This window comes from Geodermatophilus sp. Leaf369, assembly GCF_001424455.1.
GTDB lineage: Bacteria > Actinomycetota > Actinomycetes > Mycobacteriales > Geodermatophilaceae > Klenkia.
On record NZ_LMQA01000001.1, the window covers coordinates 1,693,536 to 1,719,425 of the forward strand.

Consider the following 25,890-nt stretch of genomic DNA (forward strand, 5'->3'; position numbering starts at 1 on the left):
CAGGGTCCCGCCCCAGCTCCGACGCGGTGGAGGGCCTCCCGGCGGGAGGTTGGACGGGTCCTGACCACCGCCCACCAGGAGGCACCCGTGCTCGACTCCGCCGTCCCCGTCATGACCGTCCCTGGCGAGGCCCCGCCCAGCGCCGCCGCCGTCCGCGCGGTCGGGCTGACCAAGACCCACGGCCGGGGAGAGACCGCCGTGCACGCCCTCGACGGGGTGGACGTCGCCTTCGACCGCGGCCGGTTCACCGCGATCATGGGCCCCTCGGGCTCGGGCAAGTCCACCCTCATGCACTGCCTGGCCGGCCTGGACGCCGCCACCGCCGGGCAGGTCTGGCTCGGCGACACCGAGCTCACCTCGCTGCGCGACGACCAGCTCACCCGGCTCCGACGGGACCGGATCGGCTTCGTCTTCCAGTCGTTCAACCTGCTGCCGGTGCTCGACGCCCGGGAGAACATGGTGCTGCCGATGCAGCTGGCCGGTCGGCGCCCCGACCGGGCCTGGATGGACGACGTGGTGGCCCGGCTGGGCCTGCGCGACCGGCTCGCCCACCGCCCGCACGAGCTCTCCGGCGGCCAGCAGCAGCGGGTCGCCGTCGCCCGGGCGCTGCTGCCCCGCCCCGACGTGGTCTTCGCCGACGAGCCCACCGGGAACCTGGACTCCCGGGCCGGCGCCGAGGTGCTCGGCCTGCTGCGCTCCAGCGTCCGGGAGACCGGGCAGACCGTCGTGATGGTCACCCACGACCCGGTGGCCGCCGCCTACGCCGACCGGGTGGTCCTGCTGGCCGACGGCCGGCTCGCCGGTGAGGTCCACCAGCCCACCGTCGACGCCGTGATCGACGCGCTCCGCGGGCTGGGTGGCTGACGTGCGCGGGGTCCTGCTCGCTGGCGTCCGGGCGCACGCCGGGCGGCTCGTCGCCTCGGTGCTCGCCGTCGTCATCGCCGTGGCCTTCGTGGTCGCGACGCTCGTGCTCAACCAGACCACCCGCACCACCGTGCTGCAGTCCGTCGGCGCCCAGTACGTGGGCACCGACCTGGTGCTCACCTCCACCGACGGCGCCTCCCTCGCCGACGCCGTCGACCCGATCGCCGCGGTCCCGGGTGTCCGGGCCGTGGACCCCACCCTGACGACCTCGGTCCAGGCCGTCCTCCCCGGCCGCACCGGGGCGCAGTTCGTCCAGGTCGACGCACTGGCCGCGGACCCCGACCTGCGGTGGCAGCAGCTGTCCGCCGGCACCCTGCCCACCGGCCCCGGTGAGATCGCGGTCTCCGCGCAGGACGGCCTGCAGGTCGGTGACGTCCTCCCGGCGACCAGCCACGACCTCGAGGGGACGACGACGACCTCCGACGTCACCGTGACCGGCATCGTCGACCTGGCCGGTGACGTGCGCGGCGGCCTGTACGCCCGGGGGTTCGTCACCGCCGACCAGGCCCGCGCCTGGGGCGCCACCGACCCCGTCGAGCTCCGGATCGCCGGGGACCCCGACCCGGTCGCCGTCCAGGCCGCCGTCGAGACCCGTGCCGTGACGCTGCAGACCGGGCAGGAGGCCGCCGAGGCCGAGGCCGCCACGATCACCGGGAGCACGCTGGCCCTCACCGCGGTGCTCCTCGTCTTCGCCACCGTCGCCGTCCTCGTCGCCGGACTGGTCATCGCCAACACCTTCGCCGTGCTGCTGGCCCAGCGGACCCGGGAGCTGGCGCTGCTGCGCTGCGTCGGTGCCACCGCCCGGCAGGTCCGGCGCAGCGTCCTCGGCGAGGCCCTGCTCACCGGGGTCGCCGCCTCCGTGCTGGGCGTGCTCGGCGGGATCGGGCTGGCCGCCGGGGTCTCCGCGGTGGCCGCGGCCACCGACTCGCCCGTCCCGCTGGCCGGGGTGAGCGTGCCCTGGACCGCCGTCGTGGTCGGCCTCGTGCTCGGCACGCTGGTCACCGTCCTGGCCGCCACCGCGCCGGCCCGCGCCGCGACGAAGGTGGCCCCGCTGGCCGCCCTGCGGCCCACCGATGCGGCTCCGCTGCGCTCGCGCACCGGGGTGCTGCGGCTGGTGCTCGGGCTGGTCCTCCTCGTCCCCGGGGTGGCCCTCACCGCCTACGGCGCGCTGATCGGCCAGGTGCTCGTCGCCCTGCCCGGCGGGGTGCTGAGCTTCCTCGGCGTCGTCCTCCTCGCCCAGCGGGCCGTGCCCCCGGTGGTCGCCGCCGCCGGCCGGCTGCTCGGCCGGGTGGGCGGGGTGCCGGGCCGGCTCGCGGCCGGGAACGCCACCCGCAACCCCCGCCGGACGGCGGCCACCGCCACCGCGCTGCTCATCGGCGTCACCCTGACCACCGCGATGGTCGTCGGGGCCTCCTCCACCCGGGCCACCGCGGCCGCCGGGCTGGACGCCGCCTACCCCACCGACGTGGTCGTCGACGCGTTCGGGACGGCGCTGCCGGACTCCCTGCTCGGCACCCTGACCGACGTCGGCGGTGTGGCGGACGGGGTCGCCGTCCGCACCGGGGTGCTCACCGGGCCGGACGGGTACGAGGTGCAGGTGGACGGGTTCGACACCGCAGCCACCGTCCCGGTGCTGCGCTCGGACACCTCCCAGCCGCTGCCGGCACTGGGCCAGGCCGTGCTCCCCGAGGGCATCGCCGAGGCCTACGGCGTGGGGGCCGGCGACCCGGTGACGTTCACCGTCGGCGACCGCTCCCTGACGTTCACCACGGTCCTCGGCAGCTCCGACGTGTACGCCACCCGGCTGACCGCGACCGAGCTCTCCGCCCTGGTCCCCGACGCCCCGGCCGGACAGCTCTGGCTGCGGCTGGACGACTCGGCCGACACCACGGCGGTGGCGGGGGAGATCAGCGACCTCGCCGGCGCCGCCGTGCCCACCGCGCTGGTCACCGGGCTGGCTGCCGAACGGGCCGCGCTGGACTCGGTGCTCGACGCCCTGCTGCTGGTGGTGACCGGTCTGCTCGGGGTGGCCGTGGTGATCGCGCTGATCGGGGTGGGCAACACCCTGGCGCTCTCGGTGGTGGAGCGCCGCCAGGAGAGCGGGCTGCTGCGGGCGCTGGGGCTGACCCGCGGCCAGCTGCGGGGCCTGCTGGCCTGGGAGGCGGTGCTCGTCGCCGGCGTCGCCGCCGTGCTGGGGGTGGTCCTCGGCTCCGCCTACGGGCTCGCGGGTGCGGCCTCGGTGCTGGGCACGGTCTCCGCCGAGGGCACCGTGTTCAGCGTCCCGTGGACCCAGGTGCTGGTCATCGTCGTGGTGGCCACCGTGGCCGGGCTGCTGGCCTCGGTCCTCCCCGCCCGACGGGCGGCACGCACCTCCCCGGTGGCCGCGATCGCCGCCTGATCCCCACGGGCAGTGCCCGCCACCTGACGCACAGCGACGAATACGCAGGTCAACGCCCCGCGCACACAGCGCGGGGCGGTGATCCGTGGTGCAGTCGGTGGCGGACCACCGGGTCCGGACGACGGGAGGGGCAGGTCATGGCAGCCACCGAGGACGGGTTCGACCCCGACGCCGAGGTCTACGGCCGGCACGCCGACACCGGGGACACCCCCGTGGTGGTCGTCGCCGACGTGCTGCCCGACGCACCCCCGGTCACCGTCGGGCCCCGGCGTCCCACCGTGGTCCGCCGGGTCGCACCGGCCGCCGTCGCGCTGGGCGCCGGCGTCGTCGCCGCCGGCGGGCTGGCCGTCCTCGCGGTCGCCTCCCCCTCCGACTCGTCGCCCACCGACCCCAGCCAGGCCGGGCAGGCCGAGTTCCTGGCCGACCCGGGACCGGTGACCACCACCGCCGCCACCACCGCGGCCGACAGCCAGGTCGCCACCAGCGACGCCCTCACCCCGCCGGCCTCGGTCGTCCCGCCGGCGCCCGTCGAGCCCGGGGACGTCGAGGACGGGGCCGCGGTCACCACCGCCGTCCCCACCCCGGCGGCGACCTCCAGCAGCAGCCCGCTGCCCTCGGCCCAGGTGCAGGGGGAGGCCCCGGTCACCGATGCGCCGGCGACCGAGGAGCCCGAGGTCCAGCCGGCCCCCACCGAGCAGGCCCGGACCGGGACGCCCGCGGTGCCGGCCCCGGCGCTGCCCACCACGGCCGCTCCGACCACCACGCAGCCGTCCAGCACCGGGACCACCACGGCACCCACCACCACGGCACCCACGACGTCGTCGGACCCGACCACGGAACCGACGACCACGGCACCCACGACCACGGCACCCACGACGACGGCACCCACGACGACGGCACCCACGACGACGGACCCGACCACCGGGCAGCCGACCTCCGAGGCACCCACCCCGACCGAGCCGGACCCGAGCTCCGAGCCCACCGGGACCGGCCCCTCGCCGTCGGCGACGCCCACCCCCGGCTGACGCAGACGCTCCCGGCGGGGATGCTGGAGGGCGTGTCACCTGACCCCCGCCGCACCTCCCTGACCTCGGCCCTCACCTCGGCGGCCCTCACCGCCGCGGCCGCCGTCCCCGCCGCCCTGCTCGGCCGGGCCGCCTGGGGCGTCCCGACGCAGATCGGCGCGCGCCGTCGCCGGCTCCGCCCCCTGGTCGCCGGGTCCCCCCAGTTCTCCGAGGGGAAGTTCCGCAACACCGTGCCCACCCCGACGATGGAGCCGGGTTCCCGCGGAGCCCTGCTCAAGCAGCTGCGCGAGGGCCGGGGGGCCGGCGTCCCCAGCGGGTCCGTGCCGCTGGTGCGCCCCGAGGTGCCCGCACAGGCCGCCGACCTCGCCGTCACCTGGTACGGCCACGCCAGCGCCCTGCTCGAGGTCGACGGCCACCGGGTGCTCGTCGACCCGGTGTGGGGCGAGCGGGTCTCCCCCTCGGCGACCCTCGGGCCGCGCCGGCTGCACCCGGTGCCCGGGCCGCTGGAGGAGATCCCCCAGGTCGACGCGGTGCTGATCAGCCACGACCACTACGACCACCTCGACCTGCCCACCGTCCGCCGGCTCGTGACGGAGCAGTCCGCCCCGTTCGTCGTCCCGCTGGGCATCGGGGAGCACCTGCGGGGCTGGGGCGTCCCCGCCGACCGCGTGGTCGAGCTCGACTGGGCCGGCTCGCACACCGTCGGTCCGCTGACCCTCACCTGCGTGGAGGCCCGGCACTTCTCCGGACGCGGCCTGTCCCGGGACGACACGCTGTGGTCGTCCTGGGTGGTCCGCGGCCCCCGGCACCGGGTCTTCTTCGGCGGGGACACCGGGTACCACCCGGCGTTCGCCGCGATCGGCGCCCAGCACGGCCCCTTCGACCTGACCCTGCTGCCGATCGGGGCCTACAGCCCCGCGTGGGCCGCCATCCACATGGACCCCGAGGAAGCGGTCCGCGCGCACGGCGACCTGGGCGGGCGGGTGTTCCTGCCGATCCACTGGGCCACGTTCAACCTGGCCTTCCACGGCTGGGCCGAGCCGGTCGACCGGCTGCTCGAGGCGGCGGCGCGGTCCGACGTCCCGGTCGTCGTCCCCCGGCCCGGGGAGCGGCTGGACCTCACCGACTCGACCCCCGTCACCCCCGACTGGTGGACGGCGGTCCGCTGAGGCCGGCGAGCACCCCCGGCAGGGCCCGCAGGTCGGACACGGTCCGCTCCGGCTGCGGGCCGGCCGGGTCGACCCGGTGCCCGGGGCGGGCCACCCGCACCACGGCCAGCCCGGCCTCCAGCGCTCCCCGGGTGTCCCGCGCGGACGCCGGGACGTGCACGTCCACCCCGGCGGCCACCGCACCCCGGTAGAGCTGCGGGTGCGGCTTGTAGGCGCGCACCCGCTCACTGCTCACCAGGTCCGCCGGGTCGACCAGCCCGGCCGCCCGGGTGCGGGCGAACAGCGCGTCGTCGACGTTGCTCAGCACACCGACCCGGTGCTCCCGGGCCAGCACCGGCAGCACCTCGGCGACGTCGGGCCACAGCGGCCAGTCCGGCAGGCCGGCCAGCAGCGCGTCGGTGGCCGCGGTCGGGTCGTCGGACCACCCCCGGGCGGCCCAGGTGGCGGCCAGCGAACGGCGGCAGTGCTCGGCGAAGGGCACCCACTCGACGACGTCGCGCTGGGAGGCCTTGTTGCGGGCGTCCCAGTCGTCGTACACCTCACCGCCGTCGGCCGGGTGCCCCGCGCCGGCGGTGATCTCGGCCAGCGCAGCGGCCGCCCCGGTGCGGCTGTCGACGAGGGCGCTGAACAGGTCGAAGGTCACGAACACGGCACGCAGGGTTGCACGTGCGGAGCGCCGGGCACCCATCCCCGACGACCGGAGCCGCCCGAGGCGCCGGTGCACCCACCGAGACGAGTCCCACCATGGCCGACGACAGCCGGGGCGCCACCCCGTACGACCCCACCACCGACCAGCTCGCCGACGGCTCCGGCCGGCACGGCGCGCGGCCCGTCGCCGATGCCGAGCACCCCGTCGACCGGGACGGCGACGGTCGCGACGACCGCACCGGGGCCGCCGTCCCGACCACGGCCAAGGAGATGGCCGCCGTGCAGCGGGCCCGCTACGGCGGCCTGCACATGGGGACGGCGTTCTTCGGCTGGCTCTCGGCGATCGGCGTCGCGGTGATCCTGCTGGCGGTCCTGTCCGCGGCCGGCCTGGCCTTCGGCCTGAACGCCACCATCGACGACGCCCAGAGCGCCACCGACCAGGCGGCCACCGGCATCGGCCTGGGTGCGGCGATCGCGCTATTGGTCGTGCTGTTCCTCGCCTACCTGGCCGGTGGGTACGTCGCCGGCCGGATGGCCCGCTTCAACGGGGCCAAGCAGGGCCTGGGCGTCTGGCTGTGGGGCGTCATCATCACGGTGCTGGTCGCCGTTGCCGGGCTGGTCCTGGGCTCGCAGTACAACGTGTTCGACCAGCTCAACCTGCCGGCGCTGCCGGTGGAGTCCGGCACCGCCACCACCGCGGGGCTCATCGCCCTCGGCGCGGTGCTCGTGGTGACCCTGATCGGCGCCCTGCTCGGCGGCCGGATCGGTTCGGCCTACCACCGCCGGGTGGACAAGGTCGCGTTCGAGAACGCCTGAGCCCGGTGACCTGATGGAACGGCCCCGCTGCAGGGCCCCACGGCGCGCGGAGCGTGTCGTGGGGGGCAGCGGGGCCCTTCACCGCAGGAGCTTGGACATCCGCCGGTCGGCCAGCGGCTTGCCGCCGGTCTGGCAGGTCGGGCAGTACTGCAGCGAGGTGTCGGCGAAGGACACCTCGCGCACGGTGTCCCCGCAGACCGGGCAGGGCAGTCCGGTGCGGGCGTGCACCTGCATGGTGGCCCGCTTCTCGCCCTTGAGCGTCGCGGCCTTCTGGCCCACCTGGCGCTCGAGGGCCTCGGTCAGCGTGGTGCGCATCGCGTCGTAGAGCCGGAGCACCTCGTCGTCGTTCAGCTTGTCCGCGCCCTTGAACGGCGACAGCTTCGCGATGTGCAGGATCTCGTCGGAGTAGGCGTTGCCGATGCCCGAGATCAGGGTCTGGTCGGTCAGGGCGCCCTTGAGCTGGCCCTTGCGGCCGGCCATCAGGGCCGCGAACGCCTCGGCGTCGACCGCGAGCGCGTCGGGCCCCAGCCGGGCGATCCCGGGCACCTCGGCCGCCGGCGACCGGACGACGTAGACCGCCAGCCCCTTGCGGGTGCCCTGCTCGGTGAGGTCGAAGCCGGCGCCGTCGTCCAGGTGCAGGCGCAGCGCCAGCGGTCCCTTGCCCGGCTTGGGCGGGGCCTCGGGCAGCTGGGCCCGCCAGTGCAGCCAGCCCGCGCGGGCCAGGTGCACCACCAGGTGGATGCCCGAGACGTCCAGGTCGAGGAACTTGCCCGACCGGGACGCGCCCGTGACCTCCAGCCCGGCGAGCGCGGCCAGCGGCGGGTCGAACGTCTTCAGCGTCTGGATCCCCGCGAGGTCCACCCGCGTGACGACCCTGCCGACGGCGTTCTCCCGCAGGAACGCGGCCAGCGCCTCCACCTCGGGCAACTCGGGCACGGGTCCATCGTCGTCCCTCCGACGACACCCCGTCCACCGCACGACCCCCCGCCCGGGTGACGAGGAGCGCCCTTCTCGTCAGCGGGCGGCCGCGATCTCCGCGAGGTCGTCGAGGACCAGGTCGGCGCCCGACGGGCCCAGGCCCAGGAACCAGCGGCTGTCGTCGATCTCGTGGTCGCCGCCGGCCTGCACCGGGGGCAGCGACGTCCACAGCCCGCCCGAGGTGATCGAGGCCGACTCGCCGGCGCCGGCGTCGGAGAAGCCCGGGGACCAGAAGACGACGTCGGAGGTGACCGTGTCCAGCGACTCCGGGGTCAGCTCCACCCGGTTCTCGGTGGTGTCCAGCGCGGCCGGCCAGGTGAACCCGACGTCCTCCAGCACGCTGCCGATGAACGAGCCGCGCGCGTAGGCCCGCACCTCACCGCCCCCCATGAACCGCAGGACGGCGACCTCGGTGGCGCCCGGGTCGCCCCAGGCGGCCGCGATCTCCCCGATCCGGGTCTCGTAGTCGGTGAGCATCTCCTCGGCCTGCTCGGTCATGCCCAGCGCCTCGGCGCAGAGCAGGAAGTTCTCCTGCCACACGGCCCCGAGCTCGGCCGACACCACCGTCGGGGCCAGCGCGGACAGCTGGTCGTATATCGCCTCGTGCCGGATCGCGTTGGTCAGGATCAGGTCCGGCTGCAGCGCGGCGACCGCCTCCAGGTCGGGCTCGGAGATCGAGCCGACGACCTCGACGTCGTCGGCCTCGAACCCGTGGGTGCCGGCCAGCTCCTCGAGCAGCCCCTCGGTCTCCACGGTGCCCACCGGGACGATGCCGAGGGAGGTGACGGCGTCGAGCTCGCCGCTGTCGAGGACGACGACGCGGTCGGGGGTGCCGACCACCTCGGTGGTGCCCAGCGCGTGGGTCACCGACCGCACCTCGTCCGTGGCCGCCACCGGCGCCCCCGCCGGGCCGGGATCCGCCGAACAGGCAGCCAGGACGAGACCCCCCACCGCCGCCAGCGCCACCGTGCCGAGTCCGTTCCTGCGTGCCACGTCGAGCCTCCCGCTGGTTTAGGTGAGGCTCACCTTACTCACACCGGCAGCCGGTCCTCATCGAGCTGCACCGTCGCGCCGGGCGCCTGTCGGGCGGACTCCGCGACGGCATGCGCCACCGCCTCCGTCGCCGCGGCGTCGAACACGCTCGGGATGATGTAGTTGGCGTTGAGCTGGTCGTCCCGCACCACGGCGGCCAACGCGTCGGCCGCGGCCAGCAGCATCCCGGGCCGGATCTCGGTGGCCTTGGCGTCCAGCAGACCCCGGAAGACGCCGGGGAAGGCCAGCACGTTGTTGATCTGGTTCGGCAGGTCCGACCGGCCCGAGGCGACGACGGCGCAGTACGGCCGGGCCCGCACCGGGTCGACCTCCGGCGTCGGGTTCGCCATCGGGAAGACGATCGCCCGCTCGGCCATCCCGGCCAGCGCCTCGACCGGGAGCACGTTGCCCGCGCTCACCCCGATGAAGACGTCGGCGCCCACGAGGGCGTCGGGCAGCTCGCCGCTGCGACACGCCGGGTTGGTCCGGGCGGCCAGCTCGCGCTTGGCCGGGGAGAGCCGGTCGTCGTCCGGGCGCAGGATGCCCTCGCGGTCCCAGACGAGCACGTGCTGCGCGCCGGCCTCCAGCAGCAGCGACACGATCGCCGTCCCCGCGGCGCCTCCCCCGGCGACGACGACCCGGACGTCCTCCAGCCGCTTGTCCACCACCCGCAGCGCGTTGCGCAAGGCCGCGAGCGCGACGATCGCCGTGCCGTGCTGGTCGTCGTGAAAGACGGGGATGTCGAGCTTCTCCCGCAGCCGGGCCTCGATCTCGAAGCACCGGGGCGCCGCGATGTCCTCCAGGTTGATGCCGCCGAAGCCGGGCGCGATGAGCTCGACGGTGCGGACGATCTCGTCGACGTCCTGGGTGTCCAGGCAGATCGGCCAGGCGTCGATGTCGGCGAACCGCTTGAACAGCGCGGCCTTGCCCTCCATGACCGGCATGGCCGCGCCCGGGCCGATGTCGCCCAGCCCGAGCACCGCCGAGCCGTCGGTGACGACGGCGACCGTGTTGCCCTTGATGGTCAGCCGGCGGACGTCCTCCGGGTGGTCGACCAGCGCCAGGCAGACCCGGGCCACGCCGGGGGTGTAGGCCATCGACAGGTCGTCGCGGGTCTTCAGCGGCACCTTCGACCCGACCTCGATCTTGCCGCCCAGGTGCAGCAGGAAGGTGCGGTCGCTGACCTTGCGCACGTGCACGTCGTCCAGGGCGTCGAGGGCCGCGACCACCTCCTCGGAGTGCGTGGCGTCCGCCGCCGAACAGGTCACGTCGACGGTCAGCCCGTCCGAACGGGACTCCACCACGTCGATCGCGGTGACCGCCCCGCCGGCGGACCCGACCGCGGTGGCGATCCGGCCGATGGTGGCGGGGTCACCGTCGGCGGCAAGCCGGACGGTGACGGAGTAGGAGGCCGAGGTGACCGGCCCCCGGGCGGGAGCGGGCGCCGGGGTCTCGGCGGGGGTCTGCGCAGGGGTCTCTGTCATGGCCCGCCGAGCCTCCCACCGGTGACCCACGTCTCCCAGCGCCGGGACGGCGACCGTTGTGACCGCAACCGGGTTCCATCGTCGCGACTAGCTTGCGTCCCTGACTAGTGGTCGCTAGCTTCTAGTCATGGCCGACGACGAACTGCCCACCGAGTGGCTGCGGGCGGTGCTGCCCCTGGCGGTGCTCTCCGCCGTCGCCGAGGAGGAGACGTACGGGTACGCGGTCGCCCAGCGCCTGCAGACCGCGGGTCTGGGGGCGGTCAAGGGCGGCACCCTCTACCCGGTGCTCAACCGGCTGGAGGCCGACGGGCTGCTGACGTCGTCCTGGCGCGAGGGGGTCGGCGGCCCCGGCCGCAAGTTCTTCGCCGCCACCGACGCCGGCCGCGACCACCTGCAGCGCCGGGCAGCCGCCTGGCACACGTTCACCGAGCGGGCCGCCGGCCTGTTCCCGAGCCCGAGGAGCACCCGATGAGCAACGACCCCACGCCCACCGTCACCGACTACGGCCAGTCCCTGGTGCTGCACCTGCGCCTGCAGGAGGTCCCGCCGGACCGGATCGGGGAGATCGTCGCCGAGGTCGAGAGCCACGTCGCCGACACCGGGGAGGACCCCGTCGAGGCCTTCGGCACGCCGCGGGAGTACGCGGCCAGCCTCACCGACGAGCACCGCAAGCCGCCGTGGTGGTGGACGACGACCACCCTGGTGCTGGCCGCCGCGGCCGGCTGGCTGATCGGCCAGGGGGCCTTCGCCGTCCTGCTCGACGAGCCGTACCTGGGCCGTTCGGGCTGGCTGTGGCTGGCGACCGGTCTCGTCGTCGGCATCCCGCCGGCCTACATGGTCAGCCGCCGGGCCCGCGAGGTGCGCGACCCGCGCACCGGCCGACCCCTGGTGCGGACCCCCCGCTGGGCCACCCTGGTCTTCTATGCGATCCCGCTCCTCATCGTGCTGATCGGCTGGGTGGCCATCGAGCTCGCCACCTGACCCCCCGCCCCCGCTTCCTGCCCCCGCTCTTCGATCAGGTGGGACGACCACCGTGCGTCCTCCTCCACCGACGCCGGTGGAGGAGGACGCACGTCCCTCGTCGGAGCTGATCGACGCCGCGGGCGGGGCGGGTCAGCCGACGAGCAGGGTGCGGGCGCTGACCTGCGGGGCGGCGGTGCGGACGCCGAGGGACACCAGCACGACGGCGGCGGCACCGAGCGCGGCGACGGTGACCGGCAGCGGCCCCCCGGCGGCGGCGATCGCCACGGTGCCCCAGACCACGGCGGCGGCGAACGGGCCGGCGGCGACCCGGGAGGCCAGCACGACGAAGGCCCCGATGGCGGCGACGGCGACCATCGCGATCACGGCCCACACCTGGGACGACGTGGTGTCGGGGTCGATGCCCAGCGCGACGCCGGTGTTGCCCACGTTGGCGACCGGGGCGACGGTCACCCAGCCCAGGAGGAGGCCGGCCGTCGCCGCGGGCAGCACCCGGGCCAGACCGGCGACCTCGCCGCGGGCGTCGAGGTCCTGCAGTCGGGCGAACCCGACGGCGGCCGCGGCGGTGATCCCGAAGATCACCACCTGGGCGACGTACTGCCACGCCCCGCCGAGCGGGTAGACGGTCTCCCAGACCGCGTTGCCGGCGAACGCCGCAGCCAGCGGCCACCCGGTGCGGCGGTGGACCGACCGGGTGCGCTGGGCGGGCAGGGCCTGGTACACCGCCCAGGCCAGCGAGCCCAGGAAGATCAGCCCCCAGATCGAGAACGCCCAGCCGGCCGGGGTGACCAGCGAGCGGGCCCCGTCGCTGACGTCCCCGACGCTCCGGCCGGAGATCGCCGTCCCCAACGGGCTGCCGACGATCTGGGCCACGGCGGCCACGACCACCGCGACGACCCTGGTGCTGTCCTTCATGCTGCTCCTCGGACGTTCCTTCGACGACGAGATGTCTCTACCGTGGAAGTACCTGACCCAAACCGAGGGGTGACGATGGACGCACGCCGGCGCGAGGTGGTCCTGCTGCTCCGCTCGGTGTCGGTGGAGAGCAACCGCACCGCCGCGGTCTTCGGCGAGACCCACGATCTGCACCGCACCGACCTCGACGCCCTCGCCGTCGTCGTGGGCGCCTCGATGGCCGGGCGGGAGATGACCCCCGGTCTGCTGGCGACCGAGCTGCGCCTGTCCTCCCCGGCCACCACGGCCCTGGTCGACCGGCTCGCCCGGTCGGGCCACCTCGTGCGCGAGCGGAGCACCACCGACCGGCGCAAGGTCGTGCTCCGGGTGCAGGACCGGGCCCGTGACCTGGCCCGGGAGTTCTTCACCCCGATGGCCGCCGGGGTGGGCGCGGTGCTCGACGGGATGAGCGCGGACGACGTCGAGGTGGTCGCCCGCTTCCTCACCGCCGCCGTGGACGCCCTGCGAGACGCGTCACAGGAGTAGTTGCGCGTTACACGATCTCGCCCCGGGGGCATCCGGACCTCGTGGACGACGTGCTCGGAGCTCTCGCAGCGACCCCCCGCGGGGTCGGACTGGCCCTGATCGCCGTCGTCCTCGTCGCCGAGTCCGGGTTCCTCGCCGGGATGCTGCTGCCCGGGAGCACTGCCGTGCTCGCCGCCGGCTGGCTGGCCGTGAACCGCGGGTTGCCGCTCCCGGTGGTCATCGGCGTCGTGACCGCCGCGACCGTGCTGGGTGCCCACCTGTCGTGGTGGCGGGGTCGGGACGGCGACCTCGTCGCGAAGGCCCCCGGCCGCGCCCGCGCACTGGTGAGCAGGGTCTTCGCCGGGCTGCGGCGGCACCCGCTCGTCGTCGTCGCCGTCGCCCAGTGCGTCGCCGGCACCCGCACGCTCACCCCGCGGGCCGCCGCGGCGGCCGGGGTCTCCTACCGCCGCTTCACCGTGGCCCAGTTCGTCGGTGCCCTGGCCTGGGCGACCACCCTGGTGGTCAGCGGGACGACGGCGGCGAACCTGATGCCGCCGCTGGACGCGGACGTCTACGTGCTCGTGCCGCTGGCGGTCACGGTCCTGGTCGCGGTCCTGGTGGCCCGCCGGGTGCTGCGGCGCCGTCGGGAGCACGCTGCGGTGCCGGTCCCCGCCTGACCGTCAGCACGGGGGGCTCGACCCGACCGGTCACGTCAGCGGACCGGGCCCAGCGGGCGAGCTCCACGCCGTCCACCCCCAGCCGGGCCGCGGTGCCGGCAGCCGCCTGCACGTGCCCGGCACCCCGGTCGAGCAGGGTGCGCGCTCCGGTCGCGTTGCCGCGGGCGGCGTGGGTGAGCCCGACCGCCAGCTGGGCCAGCCCGCGCCAGAGCTCGCGTTCGTCGTCCGGACCGGTCTTCCACGCGTCCTCGAGCACCTCGTGGGCGTGGAAGGGCCGGCCTGCGTCGAGCAGGCGCTGGGCCTCGACGAGCGTGTCCCCGGCGGTGCGGACGACGCCCTCCGGGGCCCGCTCCACCCCCGGCGACCCGTGCGGCAGTGGCCGCCCCAGGCCGTCCCGGGGTCGGGCGTTGCGGGCCCGTCCCTCGGCGTCCCGGTCCCGGGCCACCGTCAGTCCAGGCTGGTGGTCAGCCGGATGGAGACACCGTCGCCCTCGGGGGTGATGTCCACGTGGTCGCAGAGCTGGCGGGCCAGCCACAGCCCCATCCCGCCGCGCGAGAGGTCCTCGCCGTGCGCGGGTCCGTAGCCGATGAACGGGTCGTCCAGGCCGCTGCCGTGGTCGGTGACCCGGCAGACCAGCCGGTCGGCGGTCGCCCACAGCCGCAGGTCGACCGGGGGCCGGCCGTGCCGCAGCGCGTTGGTGGTCATCTCGTCGACGGCCAGCAAGAAGTCCTCGACGGTGGTCTCGTGGCCTGCCAGCAGCCCGTTCTCCGAGGTGCGCACCGACAGGTCGTGACGCAGCCCGCGCAGGTCGCGCACCGAGTCCGCGGAGACCAGCGGCGCCTCGCCCTCCAGCGGCTCGGCGGGCACCGGGAGGGCGGTGAGGAAGGCAGCCGGGTCCTGGTGGTCGGCGTTGGCGACCTCGCCCTCGGCCTGCAGCAGCACCGGGTGGGTGGCCCGGGCGGTGTCGACCAGCTGGGCGGGCTGCCGACGGGTGTCGTGCACGCAGGCCACGCACAGCGGCTCGCTGCCGGCGACGTGGTCGAGCACGGCCTCGAAGCGCTGCCACTCCCGCCACGCGTCGGGGTCGGTGCCGGCCCAGGGCTCGATGAGCAGCCGGACGACGCCGTCCTCCCCCACGCGGTGCCGGGCGGCGAGCCGGCGCAGCGCGGTCACCGCGGCGGGAGCGCCCCCGGCGAACACCTCGGACCAGTCGGCCCAGACCACGGTGCCGTCGGTGGTGCCCGGCGCGAGCGCGGCGGCGACGTCCGGGGTGAGCACGGCGACGACGGGCTGGCCGAGCTCGTGGCCGGCCCGCACCCAGCTCGCCCCGGCGGCCGTGAGGTCGGCGTCGGCGGAGACCAGCAACGCGCTGTGTCGCGCGCAGTCCCGGTCGGCACCCACGTCGTCCCACCGCCCCTCGTTCGTCGACGCCGGACGGCGCTCACCCGCGGACTACCCGGGTGGGGACGAGGCTAGGCGTCCGCGCCTGCCCGATTCTCCCCGGTCGAGGCAGTGGCAGCGGCGTGGCACCCTGGTGGACGAGGACGGCCCGCCACGGCAGGCCGCCCCCGCACCGACCCGCGGTCGTACGTGACCGGTCCGGACCTGGAGGGGGTGGCTGTGGCCACGGCGTTTCCCAGCACAGACAGCACGCTCACCGACGCCCGTCCGTTGGACGGCGTTCCGAGTGCCCACGAGCACGTCGTGGCCGCGGCGCTGCACCCGGGCGCGCCCGGCCCGGTGGGGCTCGAGCTCGAGGCGCACCTGGTCGACCTGCGCGATCCCGCGGTCCGGGTGCCCTGGGCCCGGATCACCGGGCTGGTCGACCGGCTGGGCCCACTGCCCGGACGCAGCGCGGTCACCCTGGAGCCCGGTGGCCAGGTCGAGCTGTCCGGCCCGCCGCACCCCGACGTGACCGCCGCCGTGGCAGCCCTCCGGTCCGACGCGGCCGTGCTCCGCAGCGCGCTTGCCGGGGACGGACTGGGGCTGGCCCCGCTGGGCGCCGACCCGCTCCGCCCGGCGGCCCGGGTGAGCCCCGGGCCCCGCTACCGGGCGATGGAGGACCACTTCGCCGCCGTCGGCTGCACCCGGGCCGGCGCGGCGATGATGACGTCGACGGCGTCCCTGCAGGTCAACCTGGAGGCCGGGGCGCCGGCACAGTGGCGCGAGCGGGTCGCGCTGGCCCACGCGCTGGGCCCGGTGCTGGTGGCCGTCTCGGCGTCGTCCCCGCTGCTGGTGGGGCAGGAGACGGACTGGGTGTCGACCCGGCAGCAGGTGTGGGGTGATCTGGACCAGGCCCGCTGCGGGCCGCTGCTCGGGCGGGGCGACCCGGCCGACGAGTGGGCCGACTACGCGTTGGCCGCGCCGGTGATGCTGGTGCGGCTGACCGACGCCGGCGGCGCCGAGCCGGTCACCGGCCGGGTCCCGTTCGCCGACTGGGCGTCCGGGGAGACCCTGCTGGGCGGACGACGACCCACGCCGGCCGACCTCGACTACCACCTGACCACGCTGTTCCCCCCGGTCCGGCTGCGCGGGTTCCTCGAGGTCCGCTACCTCGACGCCGCCCCCGACCCCTGGTGGCCGGCCCTGGCCGCGGTCACCACCACGCTGCTCGACGACCCGGTGGCCGCCGATGCCGCGGCCGCCGCCTGCGAGCCGGTCGCCGGCCGGTGGTCCGATGCCGCCCGGCTCGGGCTGGCCGATCCCGCGCTGCACGCCGCCGCCCGGGGATGCCTGGCCGCGGCACTGGACCGGTCGCCGACCGGGCTGCGGGCCGAGGTCGAGGCCCTCGCCGCGCTCGTCGACGCCGGTCGGAGCCCGGCCGACGACGTGCTGGACACCGCCCGCAGCTCGGGTCCTGCCGCCGCCCTGCTCGCCGCCTGTGCCGACCCGACCCCGATGGAGGAGACCTCGTGACCACCGCCCCCCAGCAGCCGACCGCCGAGACCGTCGTCCGGGACCTCACCGCGGCCCGGGACCGCACGCTGCACCTGACCGACCTCGACGAGCCCGAGCTGCTCCGCCAGCACGACCCGCTGATGAGCCCGATGGTCTGGGACCTCGCGCACATCGGGCAGCAGGAGGACCTCTGGCTGCTGCGCGGCGGCGAGGCCGGGCGCCCCGGGGTGCTGCCGGTGGACGTCGAGGCGCTCTACGACGCCTTCACCCACCCCCGCGCCGTGCGCGCCGGGCTGCCGTTGCTGCCGCCGGTGGAGGCACGCGGGTTCGTCGCCGACGTCCGGGCCCGGGTGCTGGACGGCATCGAGGCCGCCGGCCGGTCCGACGACCCGGGCACCGCGCTGTTCCCGGCCGCGATGGTGGTCAGCCACGAGCAGCAGCACGGGGAGACCATGCTGCAGACCCTGCAGCTGCGCTCGGGCCCCGCGGTGCTCGGTGCCGGCACGGCGCTGCCCCCCGGGCGGCCCGGGGTGGCCGGCACCTCGGTGCTGGTGCCCGCGGGCCCGTGCCAGCTCGGGGTGGACGGCGTCGAGGAGCCCTTCAGCCTGGACAACGAGCGCCCGGCACACACCGTGGACGTCCCGGCCTTCCGGATCGGCCGGGTGCCGGTCACCAACGCCGAGTACGCCCGGTTCGTCGCCGACGAGGGCTACCGCACCCCGCGGTGGTGGTCCGAGCGCGGCTGGGCGCACGTGGCCGAGGCCGGGCTGGAGCGGCCGATGACCTGGCACGCCGACGGCACCCGGACCCGCTTCGGGACCGTCGAGGAGGTGCCCGGTGACGAACCGGTCCAGCACGTCACCTTCTTCGAGGCCGAGGCCTACGCGGCCTGGGCCGGCGCCCGGCTGCCCACCGAGGTCGAGTGGGAGAAGGCGGCGAGCTGGGACCCGGCCACCGGCACGCGGCGCCGCTTCCCGTGGGGGGCGTCCGAGCCGAGCGCGCAGCTGGCCAACCTGGACGGCGTCGCCCTGCGGCCCGCCCCGGTCGGCGCCTACCCGGCCGGGGCCTCGGCGTACGGCGTGGAACAGCTGCTCGGCGACGTGTGGGAGTGGACCAGCTCGGCGTTCACCGCCTGGCCCGGGTTCACCCCGATGCTCTACGCCCAGTACTCCGAGCCCTTCTTCGGCGGGGACTACCGGGTGCTCCGCGGGGGCTCCTGGGCGGTCGGTGCCTCCACGCTGCGGCCCAGCTTCCGCAACTGGGACCACCCGCAGCGCCGCCAGGTGTTCAGCGGGATCCGGCTGGCCTGGGATGTGTAGGCACCTCGCGTGGCTGGGGCGGCCCCGCACGCTCGCCTCACTGGTGCTCGACCCGCCGTCGGCGCTCGTCGTGCAGTCCTACGCACCCCGTCGGCAGGCGCACGGCACGGTGAACGCCGACGGCTGGGGCGTCGGCTGGTGGGCCGAGGGACGCGCCGAACCCGCCCGGTGGCGTGCGGCGACCCCGCTGTGGGGCTCGGCGTCCTTCGCCTCGGTCGCCCCCGCGGTCGCCGCCTCCTGCGTGGTCGCCGCGGTGCGCTCGGCCACCGTCGGCATGCCGATCGACGAGTCCGCGGCCGCCCCGTTCACCGACGGCCGGTGGCTGCTGTCGCACAACGGCCGGGTCGACCGCGCGGTGCTGCCGGCGTCCCCGGGCGCCGAGTCGGTCTGTGACAGCGCGCAGCTGGCCGCGCTGGTGTTCCACCGCGGCGTCGACCACCTCGGCGACGTCGTCCGGGAGGTGGGGGCCGCGGACCGCGCCGCCCGGCTGAACCTGCTGGCCGCCGACGGCACCCGGCTGCTGGCCACCACCTGGGGCGACACGCTCTCGGTGCTCACCACCGACGCCGGCACGGTGCTGGCGAGCGAGCCCTTCGACGACGACCCGCGCTGGGTCGACGTCCCCGACCGGCACCTGGTGTCGGTCACCCCCGACGGCATCTCCCTGGAGGACCTGCAGTGACGTTCACCCTCACCGACCACCTCGGCCCGGTCGACGCCGGCGCCGCGCTGCGCGCCGACGTCGCCGCCGGTCTCACCGCGACCCCGAAGACGCTGCCGCCGACCTGGTTCTACGACGAGCGGGGCAGCGACCTGTTCGACCAGATCACCCGGCTGCCGGAGTACTACCCGTTCCGCGCCGAGCGGTCGATCCTGGTCGAGCACGCCGACGAGATCGCCGTCCTCTCCGGCGCCGACACCCTGGTGGAGCTGGGCAGCGGGACGTCGGAGAAGACCCGCCTGCTGCTCACCGCCCTGCAGACCGCCGGCACGCTGACCCGGTTCGTGCCCTTCGACGTCGACCCGTCGGTGCTGCGGCTGGCCGGCGCCCAGCTGGCCGCGGAGTTCCCCGACCTCGCCGTGGACGCCGCGGTCGGCGACTTCACCGCGCACCTGGGCGAGCTCCCCCGCGAGGGACGCCGGCTCGTCGCCTTCCTGGGCTCGACCATCGGCAACCTGGAGCCCGGCCCGCGCGCGGCGTTCCTGGCCGCCGTCGGCGCGATGCTCGACCCGGACGACTGGTTCCTGCTGGGCACCGACCTGGTGAAGGACACCGGCCGGCTGGTCGCCGCCTACGACGACACCGCCGGGGTGACCGCGGCGTTCAACAAGAACGTGCTGGCCGTGGTCGACCGGGAGCTCAAGGCCGACTTCGACCTCGACGCCTTCGACCACGTGGCCCGCTGGAACGCCCCGGACTCCCGGATCGAGATGGTGCTGCGCTCGACCCGCGACCAGGTCGTGCGGATCAACGGCCTGGACCTGGAGGTGCCCTTCGCGGCCGGGGAGGACCTGCGGACCGAGGTGTCCACCAAGTTCACCGTCGAGGCCGTCGCCGAGGAGCTGGCCGCCGCCGGGCTGCGGGTCGCCGAGTGCTGGACCGACGACGACGGGGACTTCGCGCTCACCCTGGCCACCCCCGTCTAGCCTCGGCCCGGTGAGCGCCCTGCCCCACCCCGAGCTCGGCGCCTCCTGGCGCGCCGCCCGCCCACGCCCGGCCGCGGTGCACCTGGACTCCGCGGCCTGCAGCCGGCAGTCGGTGAAGGTGCTCGACGCGGTCGCCCACCACGCGCGGCACGAGGCCGAGGTCGGTGGCTACCAGGCCGAGGAGTCCGCGGCCCCGCTGCTGCAGCAGGGCCGGTCGGTGCTCGCCGGGCTGGTCGGGCTGGCCGCGGCCGACGTCGCGTTCTGCGAGAGCGCGTCCTCGGCGGTGCGCATCCTCTTCTCGTCCTGGCAGCTGCCCGCGGGCTCCCGGGTGGCCGTGCTGCCCGGGGAGTACCACGGCAACCTCGCCGCGATCCGGTACGCCGGCCTGCAGCCGCAGGTGCTCGCGGCCGACGACCTGGGCCGGGTGGACCTGGAGGCGCTGGCCCGGTCGCTGCGCGCCGACCCCCCGGCCGCGGTGCACCTGACCGTGGTGGCCAGCCACCGGGCCGTCGTCCAGCCGCTGGTCGAGGTGTCCCGGATCTGCCGGGCGACCGGGGTGCCGCTGGTCGTCGACGTCGCGCAGGCGCTGGGCCAGGTGGACTGCGACGTCCCCGCCGACGCCGTCTACGGCACCTCGCGCAAGTGGCTCGCCGGTCCGCGCGGGGTCGGCTTCCTGGTGCTGCGGCCCTCGTTCCGGGCCCGGCTCACCCCGGTGCAGGGCGACCCGGCCGAGGCCACGTCCTTCGAGACCCACGACGCGCACGTGGCCGGCCGGGTGGGCCTGACCCTGGCGATCGGCGAGCACCTCGCCGCCGGCCCCGTCGCCGTCCGACAGCGGCTGGCCGGGATCGGCCGGGCGACCCGTGAACGGCTGGAGGGCGTGGCCGGCTGGCGGGTCGTCGAGCCGGTCGACGAGCCGACGCCGGCGACCACGCTCGCCGCTCCGGACGGGGTCGACGTCACCGAGACCCACACCCGGCTGCGGGTCGAGCACGGCATCGTCACCACGCTGTGCCTGCCCTCCCGGGCGCCGGGTGAGCTGGCCGCCCCGGTGCTGCGGGTGTCCCCGCACCTGGACGTCACCGAGGCGGAGCTGGACCAGCTGGCATCGGTGCTCTGAGGGTCGGGCCGCAGCTGCCCCTCGACCCACTCGCTCAGCGCGCCGGCGAACCGGCTCCCGGAGGCGCCCGACCCCTCGCACGGGACGCCCCCGTGATCCACGTGGAACACGGGCGACCGGACCGGGGACCCTGCTTCCGGCCCGGTCGCCGACGTGCCTCAGCGCGGGGTGTCGGCCACCTGGGCGTCGAACATCGCGGTGTCGCCGTCGACCGAGGTCGTGGTGACGGTGACGTCGTACACGCCGTCCTCGCCGTCGACCTCCAGGGCGCAGGTGATCGTCGCGTCGACCTCGGCGGGGAGGTCCTCCTCGCACTCGACGTCCGGGCGGACGCCGACCTGCTGCTCGAGCTGGTCCTCGACCTGCGACTCGACGCTGTCGGAGTCGACCGAGCCGGCGCCGCAGGCGCTCAGCGACAGGGCGAGGACGGGGGCGGCGGCGACCCCCAGGGCGGCGCGGCGGAAGGCTGAGCGGGTGATGGCTGTCTCCTCGGTCGGGCGCACCTGGGTGTTCCCTGTGCGTTCCCCGGCAAGGTAGCGACCCTGGCGGGTGTCGGCTCGGTGAGCGTCACCCACGCGGGTGGCGGTCGGCGCGAGGCGTCGGCGCCCACGACCTCGCCGTCGGTGTCGGTCCGCACGTCGGAGCCGGTGCAGCAAGGCGGTCCGTCGGCCGGGGAGCTCCGCCCGCTGTACGGCCCGGTCAGCCCGCCCCGAACCGGCGGTCCAGCTCGGCCCGGCCACCCGCGGTCGGCCGCCCCCAGAGCCGCAACCGGGCCATCCCGCCGTCGGGGAAGACGTCCAGCCGGACGTCGGTGACCCCGGGCGCGTCGGTCAGCAGGAACCGGTGCCGGGTGTCCGGCTGCAGCGGGGTGCGGGCCAGCAGCTCGACCTCGGTGCCGTCGGCGGTGATGCCGGTGAGGGAGGCCGCACCGGGGGCGTTGCCCAGGAAGTACGACGTGTCCAGCTCGGCCAGGGTGACCGTGCCCTCGCAGGCCAGCCGGACGGCCAGCCAGTCGTTGCCGTCGTCCCGGCGGCGGGCGTTCTCCCAGCCCTCGCCCATCGAGCGGGCGTCGCCCCGGCCGAGCACCTGGTGCGGGCTGCCGTAGAAGTCGTTGCTGACCGCGGTCACCCGCCCGCCGTTCTCCAGCGCGGCCAGGTCGCACGGGCCGGCGTCCAGGAACCGCGGGTCGGGCACGACGGTGCCGTGCACCCGGAAGCGGGCCACGCCGCCGTCGGGGTGGATGGTCAGCCGCACGTGGGTCACCCGCCGGTCGCTGACCACGGCGAACGCGTTGGCGGTGTCCCCGGCCAGGTCCACCCGGCCCAGCAGCGGCTGCCAGTCGGCGCCGGCCAGCTCATCGACCGAGGGGTGGCCCTCGACCGCGACCCCGTCGACGGAGGCCTGCGGCGGGTAGTTGCCGGTGAAGAACGCGGTGTCGACGACGACCCCGGACACCACGCCGGGCGCCCCGAGCCGGACGACGGCCCAGTCCTCGCCCGGGGTGCGGCGGCGGCGGGTCTCCCAGCCGTCGTACTCCTTGCCCTTGTGACCGAAGTCGTCCCGCCGCACGGCCGGCCAGGGCAGCACCAGGTTCTCCCGGGCGGCGAAGAACTCGTCGTTGGCCGCGACCACGGCACCGCCCAGGGTGCGGCTGGCGAGGTCGGGCAGCTGGGTCCAGGGGGCGCGGACGTCGGTCATCGTTCTCCTGACTCGGGGTGACGTCCCACCCTCTCAGGCCACCGATCAGCGCCGGAGGGTGCACAGTGGGTGGTTCCGGTCCCACCAACAGGAGGAGCACCCATGAGCACCCCGACCCCCAAGGACCTGGCAGAACGCGCGAAGAAGGCGATGCAGGAGCTGCCCGCCGAGACCGCGCTGGGCAACGCCGACCCCGCCGGTGGCGTGGCCACCGACCCGAAGCCGATCGACGAGGCGGCTGCCGCCAAGCCGCAGCAGTAGCCCCGGTTCACCGGTCCCCGCGGCGCAGCAACCTGCCCGCGGGGGCCCCGCCGGTGCGCTCCCCGCGCAGCCACACCGCCCGCACGACTCCGGTCAGCTCCCGCCCCGCGTAGGGGGTCACCGGGTTCTTGTGCTCGAGGCGGCCCACCACCGCGGTGGCGTCGGGGGCGAAGGCGACCAGGTCGGCGTCCTTCCCGACCTCGATGCCGCCCTTGCCGGGCAGCCCGGCCAGCGCCGCCGGCGCCGCCGACATCAGCTCCACCACCCGGGCCAGGGGCACCCCTCGCGCCCGGGCGCCGGTCCACACCGCGGGCAGCGCCACCTGCAGGCCGGCGATGCCACCCCAGGCCAGCCCGAAGTCGCCCACGTCGAGCCGCTTGAGCTCCGGGGTGCACGGGGAGTGGTCGCTGACCACCAGGTCGATCTCGCCGTCGACCAGCGCCTGCCACAGCGCCTCCCGGTGGGAGGCCTCCCGGATCGGCGGGCAGCACTTGAAGGCGGTGTCCCCGTCGGGCACCTCGTCCGCGGCGAAGGTGAGGTAGTGCGGGCAGGTCTCCACCGTCACCCGGACACCGTCCGCCCGGGCCCGTCGCAGCAGCGGCAGGGCGTGCGCATCGGCCAGGTGCACCACGTGCACCCGTGCCCCCGTCTCGGCGGCCACGGCCAACAGGGTGCCGATCGCGGTCTCCTCGGCAGCACCGGGCCGGGAGGCGAGGAACGCGGTGTAGCTGGTGCCGTCGGGGTCGGGGGCGGCGTCGATGGTCGGGCCGTCCTCGCAGTGCGCGATGAGCAGACCGTCGACGGCCGCCAGCTCGGTGAGCGCGGCCCGCAGGCCGTCGGTGGAGAGCGGCGGGAACTCGGGGACGCCGCTGTCGAGCAGGAAGCACTTGAAGCCCACCACCCCCTCGGCCAGCATCGGGGCGAACTCGTCGGCGTTGTCCGGCACGGCGCCGCCCCAGAACGCCACGTCCACGCTGACCTGGCCCGCAGCCACCGCCCGCTTGACCTCCAGCGCACCCACCGAGGTCGTGGGCGGGATCGAGTTCAGCGGCATGTCCACCACCGTGGTGACCCCACCGGCTGCCGCGGCCCGGGCCGCGCTGGCGAACCCCTCCCAGGCCGTGCGGCCGGGTTCGTTGACGTGCACGTGGCTGTCCACCAGGCCGGGGATCAGCACCTCGTCCTCCGCCAGCGTCGTGGCACCGGCGGGGGCGTCCTCGAACGCCGTGACGGCTGCGATGCGACCGTCACGCACGTGCACGGCCGCAGGACGCTCGCCGTCAGGCAATACGACCCGACGGGCCCGGACCACCAGGTCCGCCGGCAGGTCCTCGGTCATCGGGCCTCGCTCCTCGTCGTGGGGGTGTCCTCCAGCGCGCCCAGCCGGGCCAGGGTGGGGGTCAGCCGGTCACCCCAGGCCGTGGCCACCCACCCGCCGGGCAACGGCAGCCGCACTGCGTTGTCGCCCACGGCACGGCCGCCCTGCGTGCCCAGGTGAGTGGTGCTCGCGTACGCCCGGGGGGCGACCGGGGGCAGCCACGCCGCTGCGCCCGGGCCGAGGCCGACGGTGGTGTGCAGCACCGGCACACCCGACCGCTCGACACGGGTGGTGCCCGTCCAGTGCCCGGGCTCCTCCCCGGTGCGGCCCAGCTGGACCTGTTCGATGGCGGTCAGCCGGGCCCCGTCGTCCAGCACGGCGTGCAGCAGCGCGTGGTGGTGGGCCCGGGCGGTCACCACGGTGGGTTCGGGCTGCAGGTCCAGCTCTCCGGCGACCTCGGCCAGCACCCGCTGGACCGAGGGCGGGGACCCCGATCCGTCGCTGGACCGCGCCGGCAGCACCACCGCGGCGGCCACCGTGCAGACCGAGAGGCGGGCGCCGGCCTCGACGACCAGCCTGATCTGCGCGTCGTCCCCGCCCAGCGGGCCGAAGGCGGTGGCCACCAGGTGCACCGTGGTCGGCCCGGTGCGTCGGACGGCGAGTTGGCCGCTGGCCCGCACCACGGGCAGCACGGTGCGCCCGCCCGGACCCGCCCGCGCGACCACCTCCACCACCGTCCGCACCGGTGCCTCAGGCGTGCTGCACGGCGCGGGCGCGCACCTGCTCGCGCACCCACTCGGCGACCTGGGTGGCCGCCGGGTCCTCGCGCAGCGAGATGAGGAAGGTGGGCTTGCCGTCGCGCACGGCGTCGGAGTCCCGGCGCATCACACCGAGGTCGGCACCCACCATCGGCGCGAGGTCGGTCTTGTTGACCACCAGCAGGTCGGCGCTGGTCACCCCCGGCCCGCCCTTGCGCGGCACCTTGTCCCCGCCCGCCACGTCGACGACGAAGACCTGCACGTCGACCAGGCCGTAGCTGAACGAGGCGGTCAGGTTGTCCCCACCGGACTCCACGAACACCAGCTCCAACCCCGGGTGCCGGGACTCCAGCAGTTCGACGGCGTCCAGGTTGGCGGTGATGTCGTCGCGGATCGCGGTGTGCGGGCAGCACCCGGTCTGCACCGCCTCGATCCGGTCGTCGGGCAGCACGGCGTTGCGGCGCAGGAAGTCGGCGTCCTCGGTCGTGTAGATGTCGTTGGTGACGACGGCCAGGTCGTACTCGGCGCCGAGCGTGCGGCACAGCGCAGCCGCCAGCGCCGTCTTGCCCGATCCGACCGGACCGCCCAGGCCCACCCGGAGCGGGCCGTGCCGGTGGCCCCGGTTCGCGGGATCGGCGTAGGGGTCCACGTAGTCGTCGAGGTTGTGGTCAGGAGGCAAAGAACCGGTCCTTCCGGGAGGCGTGCACCTCGGCCAGCAGGTCGAGGAGGGGATCGGTGTCGGCGGGCAGCCACGGGTCCGGCTGGGCCGTGCTGGCCACCACGTCCACGTCGGGGCTCAGCCGGGCCGTGACCGTGGCGACGGTGATCGGGTCCATGGCCAGCAGTCGCTGGGCAGCGGTGGCCGGACCCGTGATGGACAGGTAGGCGGCCGCTGCCGCTGCATCCCGTGCGGTGAGGCCGCCGGCGGCGGCCGCGACCCCGAGCACCACGGGGTGGTGCGGCCGGTCCGGGAGCGCGTCCCACGCCGGGTGCGGCCAGGCGCGACGCCCGACCCGCACCAGCCCGCGGCCCTGCTGGCGGGAGGCCTGCTGCAGCGCCGGGGACGGTGTGCGCGCCTCCGCTTCGGCGTCCCACGTCGTCAGGGTCGACTCGTCCCCGGTCAGCACCGCGCGGCAGGACGCTGCCGCGAGACCGGCGGCCACCCGGCCCGCCGTGGAGAGCCGTCGTCGCAGGAACGTCTCGAGCGTGCGCGGGTCGTGCACCACCTCGGCGGTGATCGCCTGTTCCACCCCACCGGAATGGGTGTGGCCGCCGGCCGGGAGGCGGGAGTCGGCGAGCGCGAGCAGGGCAGCGGTCACG

At 75.8% G+C, this 25,890-nt stretch carries 28 protein-coding genes; 15 read left to right on the plus strand and 13 right to left on the minus strand.

Features of this window, described 5'->3' with window-relative positions:
* The first annotated feature begins 111 nt into the window (after window positions 1-111).
* The 4 genes from ASG36_RS08320 to ASG36_RS08335 all read left to right on the plus strand — a co-directional run bounded on the left by ASG36_RS08320 (window position 112) and on the right by ASG36_RS08335 (window position 5,516).
* Window positions 112-864, plus strand: a complete 753-nt coding sequence (locus ASG36_RS08320) for an ABC transporter ATP-binding protein (RefSeq protein ID WP_055762763.1) — start codon at window positions 112-114, stop codon at window positions 862-864.
* A 1-nt stretch (window position 865) separates the two neighbouring features.
* Window positions 866-3,322, plus strand: coding sequence for an FtsX-like permease family protein (locus ASG36_RS08325; protein WP_157498657.1), 2,457 nt, complete (start codon window positions 866-868; stop codon window positions 3,320-3,322).
* A gap of 137 nt (window positions 3,323-3,459) precedes the next feature.
* A complete protein-coding gene (locus ASG36_RS08330; protein ID WP_055761812.1) occupies window positions 3,460-4,347 on the plus strand; it encodes a hypothetical protein in 888 nt (295 codons plus the stop codon).
* 32 nt (window positions 4,348-4,379) lie between these two features.
* On the plus strand, window positions 4,380-5,516 hold the full coding sequence (locus ASG36_RS08335; protein ID WP_235494718.1) for an MBL fold metallo-hydrolase: 1,137 nt from the start codon (window positions 4,380-4,382) through the stop codon (window positions 5,514-5,516).
* Here the strand turns inward: ASG36_RS08335 and ASG36_RS08340 are convergent.
* On the minus strand, window positions 5,485-6,165 hold the full coding sequence (locus ASG36_RS08340; RefSeq protein ID WP_235494719.1) for a haloacid dehalogenase: 681 nt from the start codon (window positions 6,163-6,165) through the stop codon (window positions 5,485-5,487). The genes ASG36_RS08335 and ASG36_RS08340 overlap by 32 nt on opposite strands.
* A 95-nt stretch (window positions 6,166-6,260) precedes the next feature.
* On the opposite strand from ASG36_RS08340, the gene ASG36_RS08345 reads away from it, so the two are divergent.
* On the plus strand, window positions 6,261-6,980 hold the full coding sequence (locus tag ASG36_RS08345; protein WP_082522866.1) for a hypothetical protein: 720 nt from the start codon (window positions 6,261-6,263) through the stop codon (window positions 6,978-6,980).
* 78 nt (window positions 6,981-7,058) lie between these two features.
* Here ASG36_RS08345 and ASG36_RS08350 read toward each other — a convergent pair whose 3' ends face one another.
* The 3 genes from ASG36_RS08350 to ASG36_RS08360 form a co-directional block, all read right to left on the minus strand.
* Window positions 7,059-7,916: an Fpg/Nei family DNA glycosylase gene (locus ASG36_RS08350; protein WP_055761820.1), complete on the minus strand. Its 858-nt coding sequence runs from the start codon at window positions 7,914-7,916 to the stop codon at window positions 7,059-7,061.
* A gap of 78 nt (window positions 7,917-7,994) precedes the next feature.
* The gene (locus ASG36_RS08355; RefSeq protein ID WP_162245178.1) at window positions 7,995-8,825 is read right to left on the minus strand and encodes an iron-siderophore ABC transporter substrate-binding protein; all 831 of its coding nucleotides are present in this window, start codon (window positions 8,823-8,825) and stop codon (window positions 7,995-7,997) included.
* A 164-nt stretch (window positions 8,826-8,989) separates the two neighbouring features.
* Window positions 8,990-10,474, minus strand: coding sequence for an NAD-dependent malic enzyme (locus ASG36_RS08360; RefSeq protein WP_055761826.1), 1,485 nt, complete (start codon window positions 10,472-10,474; stop codon window positions 8,990-8,992).
* A 127-nt stretch (window positions 10,475-10,601) separates the two neighbouring features.
* Here ASG36_RS08360 and ASG36_RS08365 point away from each other — a divergent pair, with 127 nt between their 5' ends.
* Both ASG36_RS08365 and ASG36_RS08370 read left to right on the plus strand, forming a co-directional pair.
* A complete protein-coding gene (locus tag ASG36_RS08365; RefSeq protein ID WP_055761829.1) occupies window positions 10,602-10,946 on the plus strand; it encodes a PadR family transcriptional regulator in 345 nt (114 codons plus the stop codon).
* Window positions 10,943-11,455 carry a hypothetical protein gene (locus tag ASG36_RS08370; protein ID WP_055761833.1) on the plus strand — a complete coding sequence of 171 codons (513 nt, stop codon included), beginning with the start codon at window positions 10,943-10,945 and terminating at the stop codon, window positions 11,453-11,455. The genes ASG36_RS08365 and ASG36_RS08370 overlap by 4 nt, the downstream gene beginning before the upstream one ends.
* Before the next feature lie 132 nt (window positions 11,456-11,587).
* On the opposite strand, the gene ASG36_RS08375 is transcribed toward ASG36_RS08370, so the two are convergent.
* A complete protein-coding gene (locus ASG36_RS08375) occupies window positions 11,588-12,370 on the minus strand; it encodes a hypothetical protein (protein WP_055761836.1) in 783 nt (260 codons plus the stop codon).
* 75 nt (window positions 12,371-12,445) lie between these two features.
* Between ASG36_RS08375 and ASG36_RS08380 the strand changes: the two genes are divergently transcribed.
* Window positions 12,446-12,895, plus strand: coding sequence for a MarR family winged helix-turn-helix transcriptional regulator (locus ASG36_RS08380; protein WP_055762771.1), 450 nt, complete (start codon window positions 12,446-12,448; stop codon window positions 12,893-12,895).
* A 41-nt stretch (window positions 12,896-12,936) separates the two neighbouring features.
* Window positions 12,937-13,551 (plus strand): DedA family protein, encoded by a 615-nt coding sequence (locus ASG36_RS08385; protein WP_055761839.1) that lies wholly within the window; start codon window positions 12,937-12,939, stop codon window positions 13,549-13,551.
* On the opposite strand, the gene ASG36_RS08390 is transcribed toward ASG36_RS08385, so the two are convergent.
* Both ASG36_RS08390 and ASG36_RS08395 read right to left on the minus strand, forming a co-directional pair.
* Window positions 13,469-13,996 (minus strand): DUF309 domain-containing protein, encoded by a 528-nt coding sequence (locus ASG36_RS08390; RefSeq protein WP_235494721.1) that lies wholly within the window; start codon window positions 13,994-13,996, stop codon window positions 13,469-13,471. The genes ASG36_RS08385 and ASG36_RS08390 overlap by 83 nt on opposite strands.
* Window positions 13,997-13,998: 2 nt before the next feature.
* Window positions 13,999-14,952: an anti-sigma factor RsbA family regulatory protein gene (locus ASG36_RS08395; protein WP_055761842.1), complete on the minus strand. Its 954-nt coding sequence runs from the start codon at window positions 14,950-14,952 to the stop codon at window positions 13,999-14,001.
* A 219-nt stretch (window positions 14,953-15,171) separates the two neighbouring features.
* On the opposite strand from ASG36_RS08395, the gene egtA reads away from it, so the two are divergent.
* Genes egtA through egtE form a run of 5 tightly spaced genes read left to right on the plus strand, consistent with a single transcriptional unit; the run spans window position 15,172 to window position 20,535 of the window.
* Window positions 15,172-16,467, plus strand: a complete 1,296-nt coding sequence (gene egtA / locus ASG36_RS08400; protein ID WP_055762774.1) for an ergothioneine biosynthesis glutamate--cysteine ligase EgtA — start codon at window positions 15,172-15,174, stop codon at window positions 16,465-16,467.
* Window positions 16,464-17,768, plus strand: coding sequence for an ergothioneine biosynthesis protein EgtB (gene egtB / locus ASG36_RS08405; RefSeq protein ID WP_055761845.1), 1,305 nt, complete (start codon window positions 16,464-16,466; stop codon window positions 17,766-17,768). The genes egtA and egtB overlap by 4 nt, the downstream gene beginning before the upstream one ends.
* 43 nt (window positions 17,769-17,811) lie before the next feature.
* Complete coding sequence (gene egtC, locus ASG36_RS08410) at window positions 17,812-18,450, plus strand: ergothioneine biosynthesis protein EgtC (RefSeq protein WP_235494723.1); 639 nt, start codon at window positions 17,812-17,814, stop codon at window positions 18,448-18,450.
* Window positions 18,447-19,415, plus strand: a complete 969-nt coding sequence (gene egtD, locus ASG36_RS08415; RefSeq protein WP_055761851.1) for an L-histidine N(alpha)-methyltransferase — start codon at window positions 18,447-18,449, stop codon at window positions 19,413-19,415. The genes egtC and egtD overlap by 4 nt, the downstream gene beginning before the upstream one ends.
* A gap of 10 nt (window positions 19,416-19,425) precedes the next feature.
* Window positions 19,426-20,535 (plus strand): ergothioneine biosynthesis PLP-dependent enzyme EgtE, encoded by a 1,110-nt coding sequence (egtE, locus tag ASG36_RS08420; protein WP_082522868.1) that lies wholly within the window; start codon window positions 19,426-19,428, stop codon window positions 20,533-20,535.
* A 158-nt stretch (window positions 20,536-20,693) separates the two neighbouring features.
* On the opposite strand, the gene ASG36_RS08425 is transcribed toward egtE, so the two are convergent.
* Window positions 20,694-21,038 carry a DUF4333 domain-containing protein gene (locus ASG36_RS08425; RefSeq protein WP_082522869.1) on the minus strand — a complete coding sequence of 115 codons (345 nt, stop codon included), beginning with the start codon at window positions 21,036-21,038 and terminating at the stop codon, window positions 20,694-20,696.
* A 196-nt stretch (window positions 21,039-21,234) separates the two neighbouring features.
* Window positions 21,235-22,233, minus strand: a complete 999-nt coding sequence (gene alc, locus ASG36_RS08430) for an allantoicase (protein WP_055761855.1) — start codon at window positions 22,231-22,233, stop codon at window positions 21,235-21,237.
* Window positions 22,234-22,335: 102 nt separating this feature from the next.
* Here alc and ASG36_RS21865 point away from each other — a divergent pair, with 102 nt between their 5' ends.
* Window positions 22,336-22,494, plus strand: a complete 159-nt coding sequence (locus ASG36_RS21865) for a hypothetical protein (RefSeq protein WP_157498661.1) — start codon at window positions 22,336-22,338, stop codon at window positions 22,492-22,494.
* Between the two features lie 7 nt (window positions 22,495-22,501).
* Here the strand turns inward: ASG36_RS21865 and allB are convergent, their stop codons facing one another.
* The 4 genes from allB to ASG36_RS08450 are packed head-to-tail and all read right to left on the minus strand — an operon-like array spanning window position 22,502 to window position 25,889.
* Window positions 22,502-23,833: an allantoinase AllB gene (allB, locus tag ASG36_RS08435; RefSeq protein WP_055761858.1), complete on the minus strand. Its 1,332-nt coding sequence runs from the start codon at window positions 23,831-23,833 to the stop codon at window positions 22,502-22,504.
* Window positions 23,830-24,537 carry an urease accessory protein UreD gene (locus tag ASG36_RS08440; protein WP_235494726.1) on the minus strand — a complete coding sequence of 236 codons (708 nt, stop codon included), beginning with the start codon at window positions 24,535-24,537 and terminating at the stop codon, window positions 23,830-23,832. Before ASG36_RS08440 ends, allB begins: the two co-directional genes overlap by 4 nt.
* A gap of 25 nt (window positions 24,538-24,562) precedes the next feature.
* Window positions 24,563-25,249, minus strand: a complete 687-nt coding sequence (gene ureG, locus ASG36_RS08445; RefSeq protein ID WP_055761864.1) for an urease accessory protein UreG — start codon at window positions 25,247-25,249, stop codon at window positions 24,563-24,565.
* On the minus strand, window positions 25,239-25,889 hold the full coding sequence (locus tag ASG36_RS08450) for an urease accessory protein UreF (protein WP_055761867.1): 651 nt from the start codon (window positions 25,887-25,889) through the stop codon (window positions 25,239-25,241). Before ASG36_RS08450 ends, ureG begins: the two co-directional genes overlap by 11 nt.
* Window position 25,890 lies beyond the last annotated feature (1 nt).

Bases quoted from the DNA above. Each gene is read 5' to 3' on its own strand.
- ASG36_RS21865 (WP_157498661.1), top strand. From the start codon at position 22,336: ATGAGCACCCCGACCCCCAAGGACCTGGCAGAACGCGCGAAGAAGGCG.
- ASG36_RS08370 (WP_055761833.1), top strand. From the start codon at position 10,943: ATGAGCAACGACCCCACGCCCACCGTCACCGACTACGGCCAGTCCCTG.
- ASG36_RS08380 (WP_055762771.1), top strand. From the start codon at position 12,446: ATGGACGCACGCCGGCGCGAGGTGGTCCTGCTGCTCCGCTCGGTGTCG.
- ASG36_RS08345 (WP_082522866.1), top strand. From the start codon at position 6,261: ATGGCCGACGACAGCCGGGGCGCCACCCCGTACGACCCCACCACCGAC.
- ASG36_RS08330 (WP_055761812.1), top strand. From the start codon at position 3,460: ATGGCAGCCACCGAGGACGGGTTCGACCCCGACGCCGAGGTCTACGGC.
- alc (WP_055761855.1), bottom strand. From the start codon at position 22,233: ATGACCGACGTCCGCGCCCCCTGGACCCAGCTGCCCGACCTCGCCAGC.
- ASG36_RS08320 (WP_055762763.1), top strand. From the start codon at position 112: ATGACCGTCCCTGGCGAGGCCCCGCCCAGCGCCGCCGCCGTCCGCGCG.
- ASG36_RS08360 (WP_055761826.1), bottom strand. From the start codon at position 10,474: ATGACAGAGACCCCTGCGCAGACCCCCGCCGAGACCCCGGCGCCCGCT.
- allB (WP_055761858.1), bottom strand. From the start codon at position 23,833: ATGACCGAGGACCTGCCGGCGGACCTGGTGGTCCGGGCCCGTCGGGTC.
- ASG36_RS08375 (WP_055761836.1), bottom strand. From the start codon at position 12,370: ATGAAGGACAGCACCAGGGTCGTCGCGGTGGTCGTGGCCGCCGTGGCC.
- ASG36_RS08365 (WP_055761829.1), top strand. From the start codon at position 10,602: ATGGCCGACGACGAACTGCCCACCGAGTGGCTGCGGGCGGTGCTGCCC.